Genomic DNA, 17,347 nt, shown 5'->3' with positions numbered 1-17,347 from the left:
CCCCGACACCTGACACGGGGCCGCCGGAACGGATTCGGGGCCCGGGCGCCGGTCCCGGCAGGGCCCGCCGGTGACCGGATGGGCGCAGTGCGGCGGAGGGAGCATCGATGGCGAAACGACCGCAGTTGACGGGAAGGGCCGCGATCCTCGCGGTGGTCGTGTGCGCGATCGCCATGAGCCTCGCCTACCCGGTGCGCGAGTACGTCGCCCAGCGGCGGGCGATCTCCCAGCTGCAGGCGGAGAAGGCCAAGGAGCTCGAGGAGCAGCGCAGGCTGGCCGAGCGCCAGAAGCAGCTGCAGGACCCCAACTACATCAAGCGCGAGGCCAGGCGCAGGCTCCACTACTGCGGCGCGGGCGAGAAGTGCTACATGGTCGCCGACAGCGAGTCCAAGCAGACCCAGGCGGGCGGGCGACAGCAGCCCACGATCACGCCGCCCTGGTACCAGACGCTGTGGGAGTCGGTCGAGGCGGCCGACACGGGCAAGGGCGTCAAGGCGTCCGCGGCGCCCACAGCCGAGGAGAAGAAGGACGATGGAAAGCCATGACATCGCGGCGGTCGAGTTGCAGCTCGGCCGTCCGCCGCGGGGCCTGCGCGGGGTCGCGCACCGCTGCCCGTGCGGCAATCCCGACGTGGTCGAGACGGCTCCCAGGCTGCCCGACGGCACCCCGTTTCCCACGCTCTACTACCTGACCTGTCCCAAGGCCGCCTCCGCGATCGGCACCCTCGAAGGCTCAGGCCTGATGAAGGAGATGCAGGCCAGGCTCGCCGACGACCCCGAACTGGCCGCCGCCTACCAGGCCGCCCACGACGGTTACCTCGCCAGCCGCGACAAGGCGGCGGCCGAGGAGGGCATGGAGCCGCTGCCGCGCGACATGCAGAGCACCGGCGGCATGCCGTACCGGGTGAAGTGCCTGCACGCGCTGGTCGCGCACGAACTGGCGGCGCCGGGGACGAACCCCTTCGGGGCCGAGGCGCTCGAGCACCTGCCGAAGTGGTGGGCGGACGGGCCGTGTGTGCGGGTCGCCGAGTCCGGGTCGTCCCACGGGGATGCCGAATGACCCGCGTGGCGGCCGTCGACTGCGGCACCAACTCCGTCCGTCTGCTGATCGCCGACATCCACGGCGACGACCTGACCGAGGTCGAGCGGCTCATGGAGATCGTCCGGCTCGGCCAGGACGTCGACAGGACAGGACGGCTGGCCCCCGAGGCGCTGGAGCGCACGTTCGCCGCGATGCGCGACTATCGCAAGCTGATCGACCAGCACGGCGCGACGGCCACCAGGGTCGTGGCCACGAGCGCCACCCGTGACGCCGCCAACAGGCAGGAGTTCGTCGACGGGGTGCGCGAGATCTTCGGCGTGGCGCCCGAGGTGGTCTCCGGCGCCGAGGAGGCCGAGCTGTCCTTCGTGGGGGCGACCAGGGGCCTGCTGCGCCTGTCGGCCGAGACCGGGATGCCGCAGGGGCCGCTTCCGCCGTACCTGGTGGTCGACATCGGCGGCGGCTCCACCGAGTTCGTGGTCGGCTCCGAGTCCGTCGAGGGCGCGCTGTCGGTCGACATCGGCTGCGTCAGGCTGACCGAGCGCCACCTGCGCGGCGCGGGCGACCCGCCGGAGGCGGCGGCGCTGGAACGGGTCGTGGCCGACATCGAGGCGGCGCTCGACCGGGTCGAGGCGGCGGTCCCCGTACGGCAGGCGACGACACTTGTGGGTCTGGCGGGCTCGGTCACGACGATCGCGGGTATCGCGCTCGACCTTCCCGCTTACGATCCGGAGCGGATTCATCACTCGATTCTTTCCGCGCGACAGGTTCACGACGTGACGCGCAGGCTTCTCGCCATGACCCATGGTGAGCGCGCGGCCGTTCCGGTGATGCATCCGGGACGAGTCGACGTGATTGGGGCGGGGGCCCTGATTCTCGACCGCATCGTCAGGCGTTTCGCGTTTTCGCAGGTCGTCGTGAGTGAACACGACATTCTGGACGGAATCGCCTGGTCCATCTCCTGAAAAGTTCCGTGATTTGGGACATTCGGCCCCTTTGGCGTGTGTTGAGAGTGCATTCTGTTCTGTGATTAGGTAAAGGAGCTTTACGGGGGCTTTGCCATATGGTCCGGCACAGGATGGTGCCGGCGTGGCGACCGTTCCCGAGCGCATCTTTTCCCTCACGGAATGGAGCACTCTCACATGAAGTCCTCAGGACTGCTCCGCAGGGTGGCCGCCTTCGGCGCCACGTCTGCGGTGCTGGCCGCCATGGTCGCGGGGCTGGCCAGCCCCGCCCAGGCGGCGACCACGGCCAAGGCGGGCACGCTGTCCGCCGCGGCCGGAGCCACCAGCCAGGCCAAGCCCATCGCCGTCTCGGTCTCGACGCCCAAGGCGTCGATCCGCGACTACGAGGGCTCGTGTCCGGTGAAGGTCAACTTCTCGGCGCAGATCAAGGTCAAGCTCAAGGGCAAGACCACGGTCGCGTGGCGTTGGCTGCACGGCGACGGTTCCAAGAGCAAGGTCCAGACCAAGAAGGTCGCGGGCAACGGCGTCAAGAAGGTCAACGTCGCCCAGTCCGTCACCTTCAAGGGCAACGTCAAGGGTTGGGAGGCCCTCGAGGTCCTCGGCCCGAAGCACGTGAAGTCGAAGAAGGTCTACTTCTCCGTCGCGTGCGGTAACAACGACGACGAGGGTCTCCGCGAGGCCGACTACGACAAGGTGTCGGCTCGCGCGTGGGCGAACCCGAGCGAGTACGTCGGTTCGTGCACGCCCGGCGACAAGATCGACTTCACCGGTGTGATCAGGGTGGACCGCCCGCGCTGGGTGCACTACCGCTGGATCCTCAACGGTGACGTCGTCGACGGGGGCAAGGTCAAGGTCTGGGACTCGCGGAAGGTCGGCTTCGGCTTCTCCCCGCGTTCCAGCCACCGTGGCTGGGCGGTCCTCGAGACCCTCGGCCGTGGCTCGACCGAGTCGAACCGGGCCCACTACAAGGTCTGGTGCAAGGGTGACGGCGGCCACCACGAGACCAAGGTCTCGGTGTCCACTCCCACCACCGGCACCAACCACAACACCTGCGCCGTCGGCGCCAACGCCACCGTCTCCTCGACCGGCCGCGGCCGCGTCGAGTACGTGTGGTCGGTGAACGGCAAGGCCGTCTCCAGCGGCTCCACCTACTTCCACGGTGCGGGCAGCAAGTCGGTCGAGCTGTCGGAGCAGGCGCTGAGCGGTGACGCCACCAAGGGCGGCACCGTGTCGATCGCGATCTCGGGCCCGGGCAACCGCGACTCGGCTTCGCAGTCGTACGCGGCCTGCAAGAAGGAAGACCCGGCTCCGACCTACTCGATCGCGAGCTTCGAGGCTTCCGCCACCGGCGTCACCTGCACCGACGGCAAGGTGACCGCGGCCAAGCTGACCGGTAGCTTCACGCTCAAGCGGACCGGCTCGCTGGCTCACTCTGCTTCGGTTTCCTACCGGATCACGGTGAACGGCGCCTTCCGCAGCGGCATCTCGGTGACCTTCCCCGCTGGGGTGGACACCGTGACCCGTCCGATCGACTACAACCTGGCCGGTGACGAGCTCAAGGGCGGCACCGCGGGTCTGGAGCTGGTCGAGACCGGCGCTTCGGTCTCCACGAAGTACAGCACCGGCGTCTGCGCGCAGCCGCACGACGAGCCGAGCACGCAGGCGACTGCGCCGGCTCAGTCCTAAGGTGAATTGAAACCGGGCGGCACCTCAAGGTGCCGCCCGGTTTTCTTGTTGCCGCTCCTGTGCGTTCCGCAGTAGTGCGCATCGCGTGAGCGGCCCCCTTATCCGTCCCCGCGGCCGCTGCCACTGCCACGGCGGAATCCCAGTGACCTGATCGGGCACTATCGGTGCCATGAGTTACGTACCTCCTGGCACCGGCTGGCCCGACGATCCCGCGGCTCCCGACACCCCCGTCGCGCACAGCCCCGAGGGGGTCAGGGAGCTCGCGGCCGCCAGCCGTACCCTCGGGGAGCTGACCGCCCGCGAGTCCGTCTGCAGGGCCTGCCCCCGCCTGGTGGAGTGGCGCGAGGAGGTCGCGACGGTCAAGCGGCGCGCGTTCGCCGAGGAGACCTACTGGGGGCGGCCCGTCGCCGGATGGGGCGCGGAGCAGCCGCGCATCCTGATCGTGGGGCTGGCGCCAGCCGCGCACGGGGGCAACAGGACGGGGCGCATCTTCACCGGCGACCGCAGCGGCGACTGGCTGTTCGCCTCGCTGCACCGCACGGGGCTGGCCACCCAGGAGACCAGCGTGCACGCCGGCGACGGACAGCGGCTGCTCGGCGCGCGGGTGATGGCGGCCGTGCGCTGCGCGCCACCGGGCAACAAGCCGCTGCCGGAGGAGAAGGCCGCCTGCTACCCCTGGCTCCAGCGCGAGATCGCGCTGGTCGCCGACAGCGTGCGCGTGGTAGTGGCGCTCGGCGGCTATGCCTGGCAGGCCATGTGGCCCGCGCTGAAGGACGCCGGGTACGGCCTGCCGCGCAGCAGGCCGCCGTTCGCGCACGGCCTGGAAGTGCCCGTGACGTACGGCGAGAGTCAGGTCACGCTGCTCGGCTGCTACCACCCGAGCCAGCAGAACACGTTCACCGGCAGGGTCACCGCCGCGATGCTCGACGACATCTTCCACAGAGCGGCAAATATCGCCTTCCACAAAGAGCCAAATATCGCTAAATAGGCTATAAAGCGCTCTTTGGGGCATTTTATAGTGTGGGCAGCGTCACCCAGGAAGGCATTGGCCTCACAGAGGGTTGCGGGCGTATGCTTGTGAATAGTTTCACAAGCGTGAACACGAGGGATGGGACCTCAGGTGAACAAGCACATCGTGATCGTCGGCGGCGGGTACGTCGGGATGTACACCGCCCTGCGCCTGCAGCGCAAGCTCTCCAAGGAGCTGCGCAACGGCAGCGCGCACATCACCGTCATCGACCCCAACTCCTACATGACCTACCAGCCCTTCCTCCCCGAGGCGGCGGCGGGCAACCTCTCACCCCGGCACGTGGTGGCGCCGCTGCGCAGGGTCCTGCCCAAGGTCGAGATCCTCAACGGCATGGTCACGAAGGTCGAGCACGCGGCCAAGAAGGTCACCTTCGTGCCGGGTGAGGGCGAGCCGCGCGACATCTCCTACGACCTGCTCGTGATGGCCGCGGGTTCGATCTCGCGCACCCTGCCCATCCCCGGCCTGACCGACATCGGCATCGGCTTCAAGACCGTCGGCGAGGCCATCGCCCTGCGCAACAGGGTCCTGCACCAGCTCGACGTGGCGGAGTCCACCGACGACGTCGAGGTCCGGCGGCGGGCGCTCACCTTCGTGGTCGTCGGCGCCGGGTTCGCGGGCGTCGAGGCCCTGGCCGAGCTCGAGGACATGGCCAAGGACTCCACCCGCTACTACCGCAACATCAAGCCGTCGGACGTGCGCTGGGTCCTGGTCGAGGCCACCAACAGGGTGCTGCCCGAGGTCGGCCCCGAGATGGGCAAGTGGACGCTGGAGCAGCTGCGCGAGCGGGGCATCGAGGTCAAGCTCGACACGCGCCTGGAGTCGGCCACCGGCGGCCACGTGATGCTGTCGGACGGCACCGAGTTCGACGCCGAGACCCTCGTCTGGACCGCGGGCGTGAAGCCGAGCCCCGTGGTGACCGAGGGCGACCTCCCGCTCGACGAGCGCGGCCGGATCAAGACCACCACCAAGCTGACCATCGCCGGCACGAACGACGCCTTCGCCGCGGGCGACGCGGCAGGCGTGCCCGACGTGACCAACCCGGGCCAGTACTGCGCGCCCAACGCCCAGCACGCCGTACGGCAGGCGAAGGTCCTGGCCGACAACATCGTGCGCACGCTCCGCGGGGAGCAACTGGCTGAATACCGGCACAAGTACGTCGGATCGGTCGCCGGACTCGGCCTCCACCAGGGCGTCGCGAACGTCTACGGGGTCAAGCTTCGCGGATTGGCTGCGTGGTTCATGCACCGCACGTACCATCTGTCCCGGGTGCCGACGCTGAACCGCAAGGTCCGCGTCGTCGCGGACTGGACGCTGGCGCTGTTCTTCAAGCGGGAGACCGTGTCTCTCGGCGAGATGGAGCACCCGCGCGACGAGTTCAGGGCGGCGGTCGCGAGCAACCGCCGCTGACGCTTCGGGACCCTCCTTCCGCGCGTGAGGAGAAGGGGGAGATCCAGGGGTGGGGCTCTCTGCGGTGACCGTGCTCGGCGCCGACCGGCCAGGCGTGATAGCCGAGGTGGCCGGTTCTCTGGCCGAGTGCGGCGTCAACATCCAAGACTCGACCATGACGCTGCTCGGCGGGCACGTCGCGATGATGCTCCTCGTCGCGGGTGATCTCTCCGCCGAGCAGTTGCGGCAACGGATGCAGGTCCGCGAGCTGGTGGTCACGGCGGCGGCCGTCGAAGGCCGTCGCGACCCCGGTGGGGCGGGCACCGGCCTGGGCTACGTGCTCACGTTGCACGGGCCGGACAAGCCCGGCATCATCTCGGCCGTCTCCAGCGTGCTCGCCTCGGTCGGCGGCAACATCACCGGGATGAGCACCCGACTGACCGGCCGCTTCTACGTGCTCATCGCCGACGTCGACCTGCCCGCCTCCGTCGACGTGGCCGACCTCATGCGCCGCCTGGCCGCCGTTGGCGCGGAGCTGGGCTCGGAGATCACCTTCCGTCCCTGCGAACCGGACGTGCTGTGAGCGGCGTCCCCCGCGACGTGCTCGGCGCGCCGCATCCCGTGCTGTCCGCCTCCGCCGAACCGGTGGACCCGACCGATCCCTTCGTCGTCTCGGCCGCCGCCGACCTGCTGGCGACCCTGCGCGAGACCGGCATGCCGTCGGGCATCGCCGCGCCCCAGATCGGGCTGAGCTGGCGGCTGATCGCCTTCGACGCGGGCCGGCACCCCCGAAGCCGGTCGAGCGCCGGCGCGCTCACGCTGGTCAACCCACGCCTGGCCGAGGCCTCCCACTGGCGCGCGGGCAGGGAGTGCTGCCTGTCGGTGCGCGGCCTGTCCGCCGAGGTGCTCAGAGCCGCCGAGATCACGGTGTACGGCCAGCTGCCCGGCACCGGCGAGTTCGTCACCATCGAGGCCGACGCCTTCGAGGCCCGCTGCATCCAGCACCAACTCGACCATCTGGACGGCGTGCTGTTCCTGGACAGAGTGTCCGGAGCGCGGGCACTTCACCACAAATCTCACTCTTGTTACGCCTGATACAAAGTTGTGCTCCTCGTGAGCATGGTCCGTTTCGTATGATTGCGGCGCCCCCGTGGCCCAATGGCAGAGGCAAACCCCTTAAAAGGGTTGACGTGCGGGTTCGAATCCCGCCGGGGGCACCGCCAATTTATAACTAATTTAGCCCCCTGACCAGGCGTTTCTCCTTGACGCCCGGTCAGGGGGTCAGAACCGGGGCGGCGTCGGGGCTTCCGGCGGTGGTGAGCCGGGGTGACGTGGCTCACCAGGCGGCTCGCCCCGGCTTGACTGGATCCATTCATGGACCGTTTATCAGAGTGTCCCGAATGCGGTTATGTGTCCTGCTTAAACGGCGACGAAGCCCCACACCATAGCGCCACGCTTTGTCAAGGTGATAGGCGGAGAAACTTCTCGGGAAGCGCTCTCCGCACGCTCGGGCGGGACGAATCTGGCGACCAGGTAGTCACGCACCGTCGCGGCGTCGGGCAGCGTGATCAGCGGAGCGTCCCACCGCTCCACCTCCACCCGCTCGAACACCGCCGCCACCAGCTCGGGCGCCTCCTCGGCGTCGAACGTCGTGAGGGCGGGCCGCCACACCTCCGCCAGCTCGGGGGAGTCGGCCCTGCTCGGCGTGGCGGCCACGAACACCCCGCCCCTCGCCAGCACGCGCCTCGCCTCCCGGAGCGCCGAGAGCGGATCGGGCAGGTGGTAGAGCATGTTCACCGCCACGGCTGCCCCGAAGGAGCCGGAGGCGAAGGGCAGCGCCGTCGCCTCGCCCATGAGCCGGGGCGCGGGGTGGTCACGGAGCATCGTGAAGGACGCGTCCAGGCCCACGACCTGGGGCAGCTCGGCGCGCAGCGCGCCGTCGGCGCAGCCGATGTCCAGGACGCGTGGCACGTGCCTGAGTCGCGCGGCCAGGTGGGCGTAGAGGGACGTGCCGCCGGTCAGGTGGCGGGTGGTGAGCCCGGCGCCGAGCCTGAACCTGGCGGGGTTCGAGTCGTAGTCACGCGGGGTGCTCATTCAGCCATTCCTCGAATACGGCCTGCGCCCGGCCGGCGAACTCAGGGAACACCTTCGGCTTGGCCAGTGTCCACAGAATTCCCTGGAGCCGCCGCGCCGCGAGGAAGGCCGGGCTGTCGGCGTCGTGCCGTACGAACTGCCAGAAAGAGGCGTCGAGGCCCGCGTGGGAGAAGGGATCAGGGGGCATCAGGTCGGTGGGCGGCACCACGGGCTCGCCGCCGGCGGCGAGAAAGGAGGCGACGGAGACTTCCCGCGCGAGCGCTTCGGCGGGTCGTGGCCTGCCCACCGACGTGACGGTGGCGACCCTCGCCACGACCGGATGAGGGCGCAGGTGGATCCGCATATTGTAGGAATCATGAAGGACGACAGGGTCCTTGACCCGCAGTCCGTGCCGGGCGGCCAGCCCCGCGACCAGGTCGGGAACCGACACGGCACCTCGTTCGTTGAGATCGCTGCGGAAGTCTCGAATATACATAGATCCCGGCGTGACTTGGCCTGTGTGACAGCCGGTCCAATACTCTGATCACATTGGTCGCAGCGTGGAGGCAGCGATGGAGAGTAAGAACCCCGTATTCAGCCGGTCGCCATACACCCATCAACAGCAAGGGTGGACCCCGAGCCCCGAGCACCTGCAGGGGATGTACGACAGCCCGGCGTACGCGCCGCCGGCCGCCAGGACGATGACCATCGACGACGTCGTGGTCCGCGGGTTCATGACGCTCGGCACGCTCGTCGTCGCCGGCGCCGCCTCGTGGTATTTCGAGGTGGGCATGGGCGTCGCGGCCATCTCGGCCCTCATCGGAGTGGTCCTCGGCCTGATCGCGTCGTTCAAGCAGAGCACCAACCCGGCCCTGATCCTCGGCTACGCGCTGTTCTACGGCGTGTTCGTGGGCGCGCTGAGCCGCATGTACGAGTCGTTCTTCAACGGCATCGTGCTCCAGGCGGTGATCGGCACGGCACTCGCCTTCGCGGCGGTGCTGACCGTCTACTCCCTGCGGATCGTCAGGGTCACCCCCAAGTTCACCAAGTTCGTGATCGCGGCCGCGATCGGCGCGCTGGCGCTGGTCCTGGTCAATCTCGTGGCGGGCTTCTTCGTCGAAGGCGGCATCGGCCTGCGGACCGACAGCCCCCTCGGCTGGATCTTCAGCGCCGCGATGATCCTGCTCGGCACCTTCTTCCTGCTCCTCGACTTCGACGACATCGAGCGCGGGGTGAAGGCGGGCGCGCCCGACAAGTACGCGTGGCAGTGCGCGTTCGGGCTCACGCTGAGCCTCGTCTGGATCTACCTCGAGGTGCTGCGTTTCATCAGCTATTTCTCGGGCGACGACTGATCGTCAACGCGCAAGACCCCGCTGGTCCACCAGCGGGGTCTTTTCGTTGCGCCACCAGTGATCTACTCGGCGTGACAAAAGGCTGGCCGCCGAGGGGTTGCCATTCGCGGTGAGGTGTTGCAGTGTCAAGCAAAGGACCTTAATCCGTGGAGGTGCCCATGTCCTTGAACCACTCACCGGAGACGCAGACGAAGCTGATCGCAAGGGTCCCGGCCATAACGGGACGCGAACTCCCAGAGTGGTTCCAAGCCATCGACAACGGTCCATCCTTCCTCAGATGTGATGAACGAGCGCACTGGCTCGCCGAGGAGCACGGGCTGACTCATGGCTACGCCGCCGCCATCGTCCTCGAGCACGAGCGGCACCGTCGAAACAGAATGGGGTTCATCTAAACCCCACCGAGAACCCCCCACGCGCCCGTGCCGATCAGTCGGCTCGGGCGCGCATCATGGTGTGATGGATCTCGACAAGGCGCGCGGCTACCTGGCCCGCCACCATCATGCCGTCCTGCTCACCCGGCACGCCGACGGACGGCCGCAGATGTCACCGGTGCTGGTCGGCGTCGACGACGACGGCCACGCGGTCATCAGCACCCGCGAGGGCGCGGCCAAGACGAAGAACGTCAGGAGAGACCCGCAGGTCGCGGTGTGCGTGTTCACCGACGGGTTCTTCGGCGAGTGGATCCAGGTCGAGGGCACGGCCGAGGTCATCTCGCTTCCCGAGGCGATGGATCACCTGATCGCCTACTACCGGGGCATCTCGGGTGAGCATCCCGACTGGGCGGAGTATCGCGAGGCGATGGAGCGCGAGCGCAGGGTGGTGCTGAGGATCACCCTCCATCGCGCGGGCCCCGACCGTCACGCCTGAGGACGAAGTCCTCGCCCTCGTCGGTCCACTCGTCGATCGCGCCGACGGCCCACAGGTCCTTGGTGCCGGGGATGGCGGCGATCGCCTTGACGGTGCCCCGGCCGAAGGCGCTCTCGGCGGTCCACTTCCGCCCGTTGAAGTGAAGGACCACGGATTCGTGTCCCGAGACCCACACGTCGTCGGGCCCGAAGGCGGTGACGCCGGTGAGCGAGCCCTTCGCCGGCGGCACCGTCATCTGCCGCCAGGCGCGGCCGTCCCAGTGCAGGACCAGCGGCGTGGTGGGCTGGTCCTCGGCTGTCTCGTAGGTGTCGGGGCAGGACGGGTCGCCCTCGTGGGCGTTGCCGCCGCCGTTGGTGATCTCCCCGATCGCCCACACATCGGTCGGCGAGATCTGCGTGACCGCCCGCAGACTCCCGCCGGGGATGTCGGGCAGGCGCAACTCCTCCCAGGAGGAGTGCTTCTGCCTGCTGTGCAGGACCATCGGGGTCAGCCCCGCGCACGACTCGCGCGACTTGGCGCCCACGACCCAGGCGTGACCTGCTCGGTGGCTGATCGCGTGGAAGGCCCCCGACCTTCCGGGGAACTGGAACGCGAACTTGCCGTCCTCGCCGGACACGATGAACGAGCCCGACGCGTCCGAGCCGATCAGCAGCGCGCGGCCGTTGTGGACGGAGACGTCGGAGAAGTGCTTGTCCTCGGCGATCCCGAAGGGGCGGTGCACGGCCCAGCGCCTGCCGTCCCAGTGGGCGACCTCGGCGTCGCCGGCGAACCAGATGTCGTCGGGGCCGGTGGCGTCGAACCCGCCCGGCCCGGAGAGCGGGGGGAGCGCGACCTTCGACCAGGTCCGCCCGTTCCAGCGCTGCATGACGGGCCGGCCCTCGTCGTCCTCGGCGCCGTCGTGGAACCCGACCGCCCAGGCCGCGTCCGGTCCTGTCGCGACGACGTCGACCAGACGGGAGGCGTCACGCAGCGGAGCGCTCCTGACCTGCTTCCACCGGGGTGACAGGGCGACCCACGTGCTCTTCTCGCCGCTCTCGGACGAGGTGTCCGCCGGCGGGGAGTTCTTCTGAGGGGCTGGTGATGGCGCGGCAGGCGGGGGCGCGACGGTGCTCAGAGCGTGGGTCGGGCTCGCCTTCGCCCCGGCGTCCCCGCTCGCGCCGTCTCGCTCCCCCGAGCAGGCCGCCGCGAGACTCACGCAGACGACGAGGGCCGCGGCTCGCTGTGCGATCTTCATCGCGGGCATTATGACGAAATTTCGGGCCCGGCACGCCGGTTCCGCACAGACGCCATCTTTCATCCGCTTCCTGGCGCTCTCCCCGAGCCCGTGTGGCCCTCCCTCCAGAGCCCGGAGGAAGCGGCAGCGGTCCCGGTGCACTCTGCGAGGCCGCCCGTCCAGGAGCGCCGCGATTCCCTGCCTTGGGGCCCCGATGGCTTGCGTGGCCGCGGCGGCTTGCCGTCAGTCTCCTCTGTACGGCAAGCCGCCCCAGCGCCTCCGCAGGCACGTGGTCCCGTCCGTCGCGGGCGCGCCGCCCAGCGGGACTTCGGCGGGCCGCCGTCACGACGCCCGCCGAATCGGTCGGGCGTGGGTCGTGACGGCGGGCGCCGGGTGAGGCTAGGAGAGGCGCTCCAGAACCATGGCCATGCCCTGGCCGCCGCCGACGCACATCGTCTCGAGGCCGAAGGTCTTGTCGTGGTGCTGGAGGCTGTTGATCAGCGTCGAGGTGATGCGGGCGCCGGTCATGCCGAACGGGTGGCCGACCGCGATGGCGCCGCCGTTGACGTTCAGGCGGTCGAGGTCGATGCCGAGGTCCTGGTAGGACGGGATGACCTGGGCGGCGAACGCCTCGTTGATCTCCACGAGGTCGATGTCGGAGATCGACATCCCGGCCCTCGACAGCGCCTGCTTGGACGCCTCGACCGGACCGAGGCCCATGATCTCGGGCGACAGGCCGGTGACACCGGTGGAGACGATGCGCGCCAGCGGGGTGATGCCCAGCTCGGCGGCCTTGGTGTCGCTCATGACGATCACCGCGGCGGCGCCGTCGTTCAGCGGGCAGCAGTTGCCGGCCGTGACGGTGCCGTCGGGGCGGAAGACCGGCTTGAGCTGCGAGACGGCCTCGTAGGAGGTGCCCGCGCGGGGTCCGTCGTCCTTGCTCACGATCGTGCCGTCCGGCAGCGTGACAGGGGTGATGTCCTTCTGCCAGAAGCCGTCGGCGAGGGCCTTCTCCGCGAGGTTCTGCGAGCGGACGCCGAACTCGTCCTGCTCCTGCCGGGAGATGCCCTTGAGCTGGGCGAGGTTCTCGGCGGTCTGGCCCATCGCGATGTAGATGTCGGGGAGCGTGCCGTCCTGCCGCGGGTCGCGCCAGGTCTGGCCGCCCTCGGCGAACGTGGCGGTGCGGGCGCGGGCGCCGTCGAAGAGCGGGTTCTGGGTCTCGGGCAGCGAGTCGGAGTTGCCCTTGACGAAGCGGGAGACGGTCTCGACTCCCGCCGACACGAACACGTCGCCCTCGCCGGCCTTGATCGCGTGGAAGGCCATGCGGGTGGTCTGCAACGACGACGAGCAGTATCTGGTGATCGTGGTGCCCGGCACGTTGTCGAGGCCCAGCATCACCGACACCACGCGGGCCATGTTGAAGCCCTGCTCGCCGCCCGGCAGGCCACAGCCGAGCATGAGGTCGTCGATGGTGGTGGGGTCGAGCTGCGGCACCTTGGCCAGCGCGGCCTGGATCATCTGGACGGTCAGGTCGTCTGGACGGATGTCCTTCAGCGACCCCTTGAAGGCTCGGCCGATCGGCGAGCGCGCGGTGGCGACGATGACTGCCTCGGGCATGGGGCTCTCCTGGGTTCGTGTCAGCACTCCATCGGGAGGTTACCCCTCGGTAGGCCCGTTGCCACGACCCGGGGCCCAGTAAAACAGAACTTTGTTTCAGATAGGTGAAAGGCCGGGCGATCGGGGCCGCCCGGCCGGTGTCAGCCGTACATTCCGGGAGCGTTGGCGGCGCCGTCCTTGATGCCGTGGAGGGCGCCCTTCTCGTCGCGCCACAGCCGCCAGCCGTCCTGGCTGCCGGTGAACCACGAGGGCGGCGCGCTCGCGCCCGCCACCCGCTTGCCGTTCGACAGGTCGAACTCGCAGATCGCCGCCACCGAGTAGAACCCGGGCGCCTGGCCCTTCAGCGGCAGGGGCTTGGGGTCGGTGACGCAGAAGGACCAGCCGTGCTGGTCCTTCACCGGGACGGAGTTGCCGGTGGTCAGGTCGAAGGCGGAGCCGCCGCTGTTGTGCTTGAGGAAGCCGAGCCGCTCCATGCGCTGCGGGAAGGCCAGCCACCAGCCCGATCCCGGCACCTGGGCGGCGGTGATCTGGCCCATGACGCGGCCGGTTTCGGAGTCGAGCCTGGCGAAACCGCCGTACTGGCCCTGCTGGTCGACGGGGCGGACCACCGGCGCGAAGCCCGGGCTGCCGCTCGGGTAGACACGCACGACGGAGGGGCGCATCCAGTTGACCGTGCCGTCGGCGATCTTGAGTGAGAACAGCCCGAAGGTGGAGACCTTCTTCGTGCGCGGATTGGTGTACGGCGCGACGTAGCCGACGAGGTTCTGGCCCGTCGCGCCGAACGCCCAGCCGCCCGACATGTCGATGCCGGGGCCCAGCGCCTGCTCGATCGGCTGCTGCCACTGGAGCTTGCCGGTCTTGAGCTCGTAGGACTCGATCATCGGATTGGCAGCCAGGCGCAGCAGCAGCACCCTGTTGGCGTCGGACCACTCGACCTCGGCGATGCCGGGGAGCTTCCATTTCAGCTTGCCCGTCGCGGGATCGAGCACGACCACCCTGGCCGACGACAGCGCAGTGTGCTCCGACACGCACACATAGGGCCCGCAGCGCTGCGGGCCGAAGGTCGAGTGGACCGGCCTGATCCACTTCTGGCTGCCGGTGCGGGCGTCGCGGGCCACGAGGGCGGCGTTCCACCTGCCCTTCTTGCCGGGGTCGAGCGAGACGATGACGTTGTCGACGATCGCCGGAGGCGGCACGCCCATGCCGGGCAGCCGGCCCGCCATCGTGGCGGGCTGGGCCCACAGCTTCTTGCCCGTGGTGAGGTCGAGGGCGACCGTCTCGAGCGTGCCGTCGGGCTTCATGGAGGTGGTCGTGGCCACGCCGGCGGCGGTGACCATGCGGCTGACCACGTTGACGTCGGTGTTGTGCCAGGTGGGGAAGTCGGTCGTGGCGGCGTCGCTGCCTGAGCAGGCGGCCAGGGACAGGGTTCCGGCCAGGGCGAGGGCCGGTTTCGCGAGGGGCCGGAGCACGGTTATTCCACTCCAATGGGGGCGAGGAGTGGCGGCTCAGCCGGGGAGGGTGTCTTCTGGTCGTCGGCGGAAAAGCGTGACCCACCTACCGTGGGGACCCGTCGCCCGCCCTGCGACCCTGGTCGCGGTGACCTCTGTGCCTGACTCCTCCGCAGCCGTCGCCGCCGCAAGGTAGATCGTTTGCAGTCCTTCGCCACGCCCGGGCCGTGGTTCGGGCCACAACCCCAACGCAGCGCATACAGAAGGTAGCACCGCGTAAGCGGCCTGGGTGTAACCTCGGTCAGATGGATGGAAACGATCCGGTCCGAACATTTCGCCCGGATTTGTAGCGAATTCCGGCCCCAAGAGGTCGGCGAACGCCACCGTCCTGCCGCCCGCCTCGACCACCGCGACCGTCTGCGCGGCGGCCAGCTGGCGGCTCCATCGCCTGGTCACCCACCGCAACGGCTGCGCGATCGGACGCACCGTGCCCAGGTCGGGGCAGGTGCCCACGATGACCTCGGCGCCCGCCTCGCGCAGCCGCCGCACCGCCTTGGCCAGATGCCGTACGGCGGTCGCCGGCGGCGTCTGCGTGGTCACGTCGTTGGCGCCGACGAAGATGACGGCCACCCCCGGACGCGCCTTCAGGGCTCTGTCGACCTGGTCGCCCAGCTCGATCGAGGCGGCCCCCGACTTGCCCACGACGGTCAGCCGGACGGGGCGCTCGGCGACGGCTGCCAGGCCGTGTGCCAGCCGTACGCCGGGGGTGTCCTCGGGGTCGCTCATGCCCAGGCCCACGGAGAGGGAGTCGCCGAGCATGACCAGGCTGATGGGCTCGCCGGGGAAGTCGCCGTAGAGGCCGTCGGAGGGCGGGCCCTCCATGCCGTGCGGACGCCCGATCACCCGCCTCGCGACCAGGCTCTCGGCGATCAGCAGGCCGTACGCCGTGGCGCCCAGGGCGGTCAGGCCGCCCCCACCGACTGCGGCCGCCGCGGCGATCCTGCGCGCCGTGCGCGCCACCCCCGGAGTCCAGATCACTCGGCGGCCCCCCTCGACCTGTCGCGACGGTAGCGTTATCAGGAAACCTAACCAAGGCCCCACCACCCCCTGGGGGCCCTGGCCATCCACAAGCTGATCAAGCTTCTGCAAAGAAGGTGAACACCTCAGTGCGCGTTTACGATTCCCTGATCGAGCTCATGGGGAACACTCCGCTCGTCAGGCTGCACAAGGTCTCGGCGGGCCTTCCCGCGCAGGTGCTCGCCAAGGTCGAGTACTTCAACCCGGGCGGCTCGGTGAAGGACCGCATCGCGGTACGGATGATCGAGGCGGCAGAGGCGTCGGGGGAGTTGCGGCCCGGCGGCACGATCGTCGAGCCGACCTCCGGCAACACCGGCGTCGGGCTGGCCATCGTGGCCCAGAAGAAGGGCTACAAGTGCGTCTTCGTCGTGCCCGACAAGGTCGCCCAGGACAAGATCTCCGTACTGCGGGCCTACGGGGCCGAGGTCGTGGTCTGCCCGACCGCCGTCTCGCCCGACCACCCCGAGTCCTACTACTCGGTCTCCGACCGGCTGGCCCGCGAGATTCCCAACGCGTGGAAGCCCGACCAGTACTCCAACGTCCAGAACCCCGAGTCGCACTACCGCTCGACCGGCCCTGAGCTGTGGGAGCAGACCGAGGGGCGCATCACGCACTTCGTGGCGGGCGTCGGCACCGGCGGCACGATCAGCGGCACGGGCCGCTACCTCAAGGAGGTCTCCGACGGCCGGGTTAAGATCATCGGCGCGGACCCCGAGGGCTCGGTCTACTCCGGTGGCACCGGCCGCCCGTACCTGGTCGAGGGAGTGGGCGAGGACATCTGGCCGGCGACCTACGACACGACGATCTGCGACGAGATCATCGCGGTGTCGGACAAGGACTCCTTCAACATGACCAGGCGCCTGGCCCGCGAGGAGGCGCTGCTGGTGGGCGGCTCCTGCGGCATGGCAGCGGTCGCCGCCCTGCAGGTGGCGGCCAAGGCCGGGCCCGACGACGTGGTGGTCGTGCTGCTGCCGGACGGCGGGCGGGGCTACCTGTCCAAGATCTTCAACGACGAGTGGATGGCCGACTACGGTTTCCTCACCACGCCCTCGGAGAGCGGACTGGTGCGCGACGTGCTCTCGCGCAAGGGCGGCACGATGCCGTCCTTCGTGCACGCGCATCCGCACGAGTCGGTGGGGACGGCGATCTCCATCATGCGGGAGTACTCCGTCTCGCAGCTGCCCGTCATGAAGGAGGAGCCGCCGGTGATGGCGGCCGAGGTCGTCGGGTCGATCGTGGAGCGCGACCTGCTGGAGGCGCTGTACCGGGGCAAGCTGGACTCCGACGACCCGATCGCCGAGCACATGTCGCAGCCGCTGCCGATGATCGGCGCGGGGGAGCCGGTGTCGCGGGCGGTGGAGGCGCTGGAGAAGGCGGACGCGGCGGTGGTGCTGGAGGACGGCAAGCCCGCCGGCCTCCTCACCCGCCAGGACCTCCTCGCCTTCCTCGCCAACCACTGACCCGCCGGGGAAGCCCACTCCCAGGAGACCCCGTGACCGCCCTCAGCACGATGAGACCGTGTGGGCGGTCACGGGGCCGGGGTTTTGGGAGACGGGCGTCTCGCCTCTACGGAGAGGCGAGAATACCTCGGTCTG

At 69.4% G+C, this 17,347-nt stretch carries 17 protein-coding genes, 1 tRNA gene and 2 pseudogenes; 14 read left to right on the top strand and 6 right to left on the bottom strand.

Going from position 1 to position 17,347, the window contains the following annotated elements; translation table 11 throughout:
* Positions 1 to 107 precede the first annotated feature (107 nt).
* The 10 genes and pseudogenes from H4W81_RS30980 to H4W81_RS30940 all read left to right on the top strand — a co-directional run bounded on the left by H4W81_RS30980 (position 108) and on the right by H4W81_RS30940 (position 7,322).
* Positions 108 to 545: an FtsB family cell division protein gene (locus H4W81_RS30980; protein WP_192778053.1), complete on the top strand. Its 438-nt coding sequence runs from the start codon at positions 108 to 110 to the stop codon at positions 543 to 545.
* Complete coding sequence (locus H4W81_RS30975) at positions 532 to 1,059, top strand: DUF501 domain-containing protein (RefSeq protein WP_192778052.1); 528 nt, start codon at positions 532 to 534, stop codon at positions 1,057 to 1,059. The genes H4W81_RS30980 and H4W81_RS30975 overlap by 14 nt, the downstream gene beginning before the upstream one ends.
* Positions 1,056 to 2,003 (top strand): Ppx/GppA phosphatase family protein, encoded by a 948-nt coding sequence (locus H4W81_RS30970; protein ID WP_192778051.1) that lies wholly within the window; start codon positions 1,056 to 1,058, stop codon positions 2,001 to 2,003. The genes H4W81_RS30975 and H4W81_RS30970 overlap by 4 nt, the downstream gene beginning before the upstream one ends.
* A gap of 177 nt (positions 2,004 to 2,180) precedes the next feature.
* Positions 2,181 to 3,689, top strand: coding sequence for a hypothetical protein (locus H4W81_RS30965; RefSeq protein WP_192778050.1), 1,509 nt, complete (start codon positions 2,181 to 2,183; stop codon positions 3,687 to 3,689).
* A 169-nt stretch (positions 3,690 to 3,858) separates the two neighbouring features.
* Positions 3,859 to 4,677 carry a uracil-DNA glycosylase gene (locus H4W81_RS30960; protein ID WP_192778049.1) on the top strand — a complete coding sequence of 273 codons (819 nt, stop codon included), beginning with the start codon at positions 3,859 to 3,861 and terminating at the stop codon, positions 4,675 to 4,677.
* A 120-nt stretch (positions 4,678 to 4,797) separates the two neighbouring features.
* A pseudogene (locus H4W81_RS30955) lies at positions 4,798 to 5,790 on the top strand (NAD(P)/FAD-dependent oxidoreductase); the annotation flags it as partial.
* Positions 5,791 to 6,052: 262 nt separating this feature from the next.
* Positions 6,053 to 6,154 (top strand): annotated as a pseudogene (locus tag H4W81_RS50170) (hypothetical protein); the annotation flags it as partial.
* A 21-nt stretch (positions 6,155 to 6,175) separates the two neighbouring features.
* On the top strand, positions 6,176 to 6,688 hold the full coding sequence (locus H4W81_RS49535) for a glycine cleavage system transcriptional repressor (RefSeq protein WP_192778047.1): 513 nt from the start codon (positions 6,176 to 6,178) through the stop codon (positions 6,686 to 6,688).
* Positions 6,685 to 7,200: a peptide deformylase gene (locus H4W81_RS30945; protein WP_318782057.1), complete on the top strand. Its 516-nt coding sequence runs from the start codon at positions 6,685 to 6,687 to the stop codon at positions 7,198 to 7,200. The genes H4W81_RS49535 and H4W81_RS30945 overlap by 4 nt, the downstream gene beginning before the upstream one ends.
* 49 nt (positions 7,201 to 7,249) lie before the next feature.
* A tRNA-Leu gene (locus tag H4W81_RS30940) sits at positions 7,250 to 7,322 on the top strand.
* Positions 7,323 to 7,524: 202 nt separating this feature from the next.
* On the opposite strand, the gene H4W81_RS30935 is transcribed toward H4W81_RS30940, so the two are convergent.
* Both H4W81_RS30935 and H4W81_RS30930 read right to left on the bottom strand, forming a co-directional pair.
* On the bottom strand, positions 7,525 to 8,199 hold the full coding sequence (locus H4W81_RS30935) for a class I SAM-dependent methyltransferase (RefSeq protein ID WP_192778046.1): 675 nt from the start codon (positions 8,197 to 8,199) through the stop codon (positions 7,525 to 7,527).
* On the bottom strand, positions 8,183 to 8,629 hold the full coding sequence (locus tag H4W81_RS30930) for a hypothetical protein (RefSeq protein WP_192778045.1): 447 nt from the start codon (positions 8,627 to 8,629) through the stop codon (positions 8,183 to 8,185). Before H4W81_RS30930 ends, H4W81_RS30935 begins: the two co-directional genes overlap by 17 nt.
* 121 nt (positions 8,630 to 8,750) lie before the next feature.
* Here H4W81_RS30930 and H4W81_RS30925 point away from each other — a divergent pair, with 121 nt between their 5' ends.
* From H4W81_RS30925 to H4W81_RS30915, 3 genes are all read left to right on the top strand, one after another.
* Complete coding sequence (locus tag H4W81_RS30925) at positions 8,751 to 9,530, top strand: Bax inhibitor-1/YccA family protein (protein ID WP_192778044.1); 780 nt, start codon at positions 8,751 to 8,753, stop codon at positions 9,528 to 9,530.
* A gap of 158 nt (positions 9,531 to 9,688) precedes the next feature.
* Complete coding sequence (locus tag H4W81_RS30920; RefSeq protein WP_192778043.1) at positions 9,689 to 9,922, top strand: DUF4287 domain-containing protein; 234 nt, start codon at positions 9,689 to 9,691, stop codon at positions 9,920 to 9,922.
* A gap of 64 nt (positions 9,923 to 9,986) precedes the next feature.
* The gene (locus H4W81_RS30915; RefSeq protein WP_192778042.1) at positions 9,987 to 10,397 is read left to right on the top strand and encodes a PPOX class F420-dependent oxidoreductase; all 411 of its coding nucleotides are present in this window, start codon (positions 9,987 to 9,989) and stop codon (positions 10,395 to 10,397) included.
* On the opposite strand, the gene H4W81_RS30910 is transcribed toward H4W81_RS30915, so the two are convergent.
* From H4W81_RS30910 to H4W81_RS30895, 4 genes are all read right to left on the bottom strand, one after another.
* A complete protein-coding gene (locus H4W81_RS30910) occupies positions 10,360 to 11,631 on the bottom strand; it encodes a beta propeller repeat protein (protein WP_192778041.1) in 1,272 nt (423 codons plus the stop codon). The genes H4W81_RS30915 and H4W81_RS30910 overlap by 38 nt on opposite strands.
* Before the next feature lie 378 nt (positions 11,632 to 12,009).
* On the bottom strand, positions 12,010 to 13,227 hold the full coding sequence (locus tag H4W81_RS30905) for an acetyl-CoA C-acetyltransferase (protein ID WP_192778040.1): 1,218 nt from the start codon (positions 13,225 to 13,227) through the stop codon (positions 12,010 to 12,012).
* Between the two features lie 140 nt (positions 13,228 to 13,367).
* Entirely contained in the window at positions 13,368 to 14,696 is a 1,329-nt protein-coding gene (locus H4W81_RS30900; RefSeq protein WP_318782056.1) for an outer membrane protein assembly factor BamB family protein, read from the bottom strand.
* 36 nt (positions 14,697 to 14,732) lie between these two features.
* The gene (locus tag H4W81_RS30895) at positions 14,733 to 15,713 is read right to left on the bottom strand and encodes an SGNH/GDSL hydrolase family protein (RefSeq protein WP_192778039.1); all 981 of its coding nucleotides are present in this window, start codon (positions 15,711 to 15,713) and stop codon (positions 14,733 to 14,735) included.
* A gap of 128 nt (positions 15,714 to 15,841) precedes the next feature.
* On the opposite strand from H4W81_RS30895, the gene H4W81_RS30890 reads away from it, so the two are divergent.
* Positions 15,842 to 17,212 (top strand): cystathionine beta-synthase, encoded by a 1,371-nt coding sequence (locus tag H4W81_RS30890; RefSeq protein WP_192778038.1) that lies wholly within the window; start codon positions 15,842 to 15,844, stop codon positions 17,210 to 17,212.
* Positions 17,213 to 17,347 lie beyond the last annotated feature (135 nt).

This window comes from Nonomuraea africana, assembly GCF_014873535.1.
Lineage (GTDB): Bacteria > Actinomycetota > Actinomycetes > Streptosporangiales > Streptosporangiaceae > Nonomuraea > Nonomuraea africana.
This window is presented reverse-complemented; position numbering and strand designations above follow the sequence as displayed.

What these genes read in the sequence shown, in the direction of transcription:
- H4W81_RS30915 (WP_192778042.1), top strand. Translation starts at nt 9,987, where the DNA reads ATGGATCTCGACAAGGCGCGCGGCTACCTGGCCCGCCACCATCATGCC.
- H4W81_RS30935 (WP_192778046.1), bottom strand. Translation starts at nt 8,199, where the DNA reads ATGAGCACCCCGCGTGACTACGACTCGAACCCCGCCAGGTTCAGGCTC.
- H4W81_RS30970 (WP_192778051.1), top strand. Translation starts at nt 1,056, where the DNA reads ATGACCCGCGTGGCGGCCGTCGACTGCGGCACCAACTCCGTCCGTCTG.
- H4W81_RS30965 (WP_192778050.1), top strand. Translation starts at nt 2,181, where the DNA reads ATGAAGTCCTCAGGACTGCTCCGCAGGGTGGCCGCCTTCGGCGCCACG.
- H4W81_RS30920 (WP_192778043.1), top strand. Translation starts at nt 9,689, where the DNA reads ATGTCCTTGAACCACTCACCGGAGACGCAGACGAAGCTGATCGCAAGG.
- H4W81_RS30910 (WP_192778041.1), bottom strand. Translation starts at nt 11,631, where the DNA reads ATGAAGATCGCACAGCGAGCCGCGGCCCTCGTCGTCTGCGTGAGTCTC.
- H4W81_RS30960 (WP_192778049.1), top strand. Translation starts at nt 3,859, where the DNA reads ATGAGTTACGTACCTCCTGGCACCGGCTGGCCCGACGATCCCGCGGCT.
- H4W81_RS30980 (WP_192778053.1), top strand. Translation starts at nt 108, where the DNA reads ATGGCGAAACGACCGCAGTTGACGGGAAGGGCCGCGATCCTCGCGGTG.
- H4W81_RS30925 (WP_192778044.1), top strand. Translation starts at nt 8,751, where the DNA reads ATGGAGAGTAAGAACCCCGTATTCAGCCGGTCGCCATACACCCATCAA.
- H4W81_RS30975 (WP_192778052.1), top strand. Translation starts at nt 532, where the DNA reads ATGGAAAGCCATGACATCGCGGCGGTCGAGTTGCAGCTCGGCCGTCCG.
- H4W81_RS30905 (WP_192778040.1), bottom strand. Translation starts at nt 13,227, where the DNA reads ATGCCCGAGGCAGTCATCGTCGCCACCGCGCGCTCGCCGATCGGCCGA.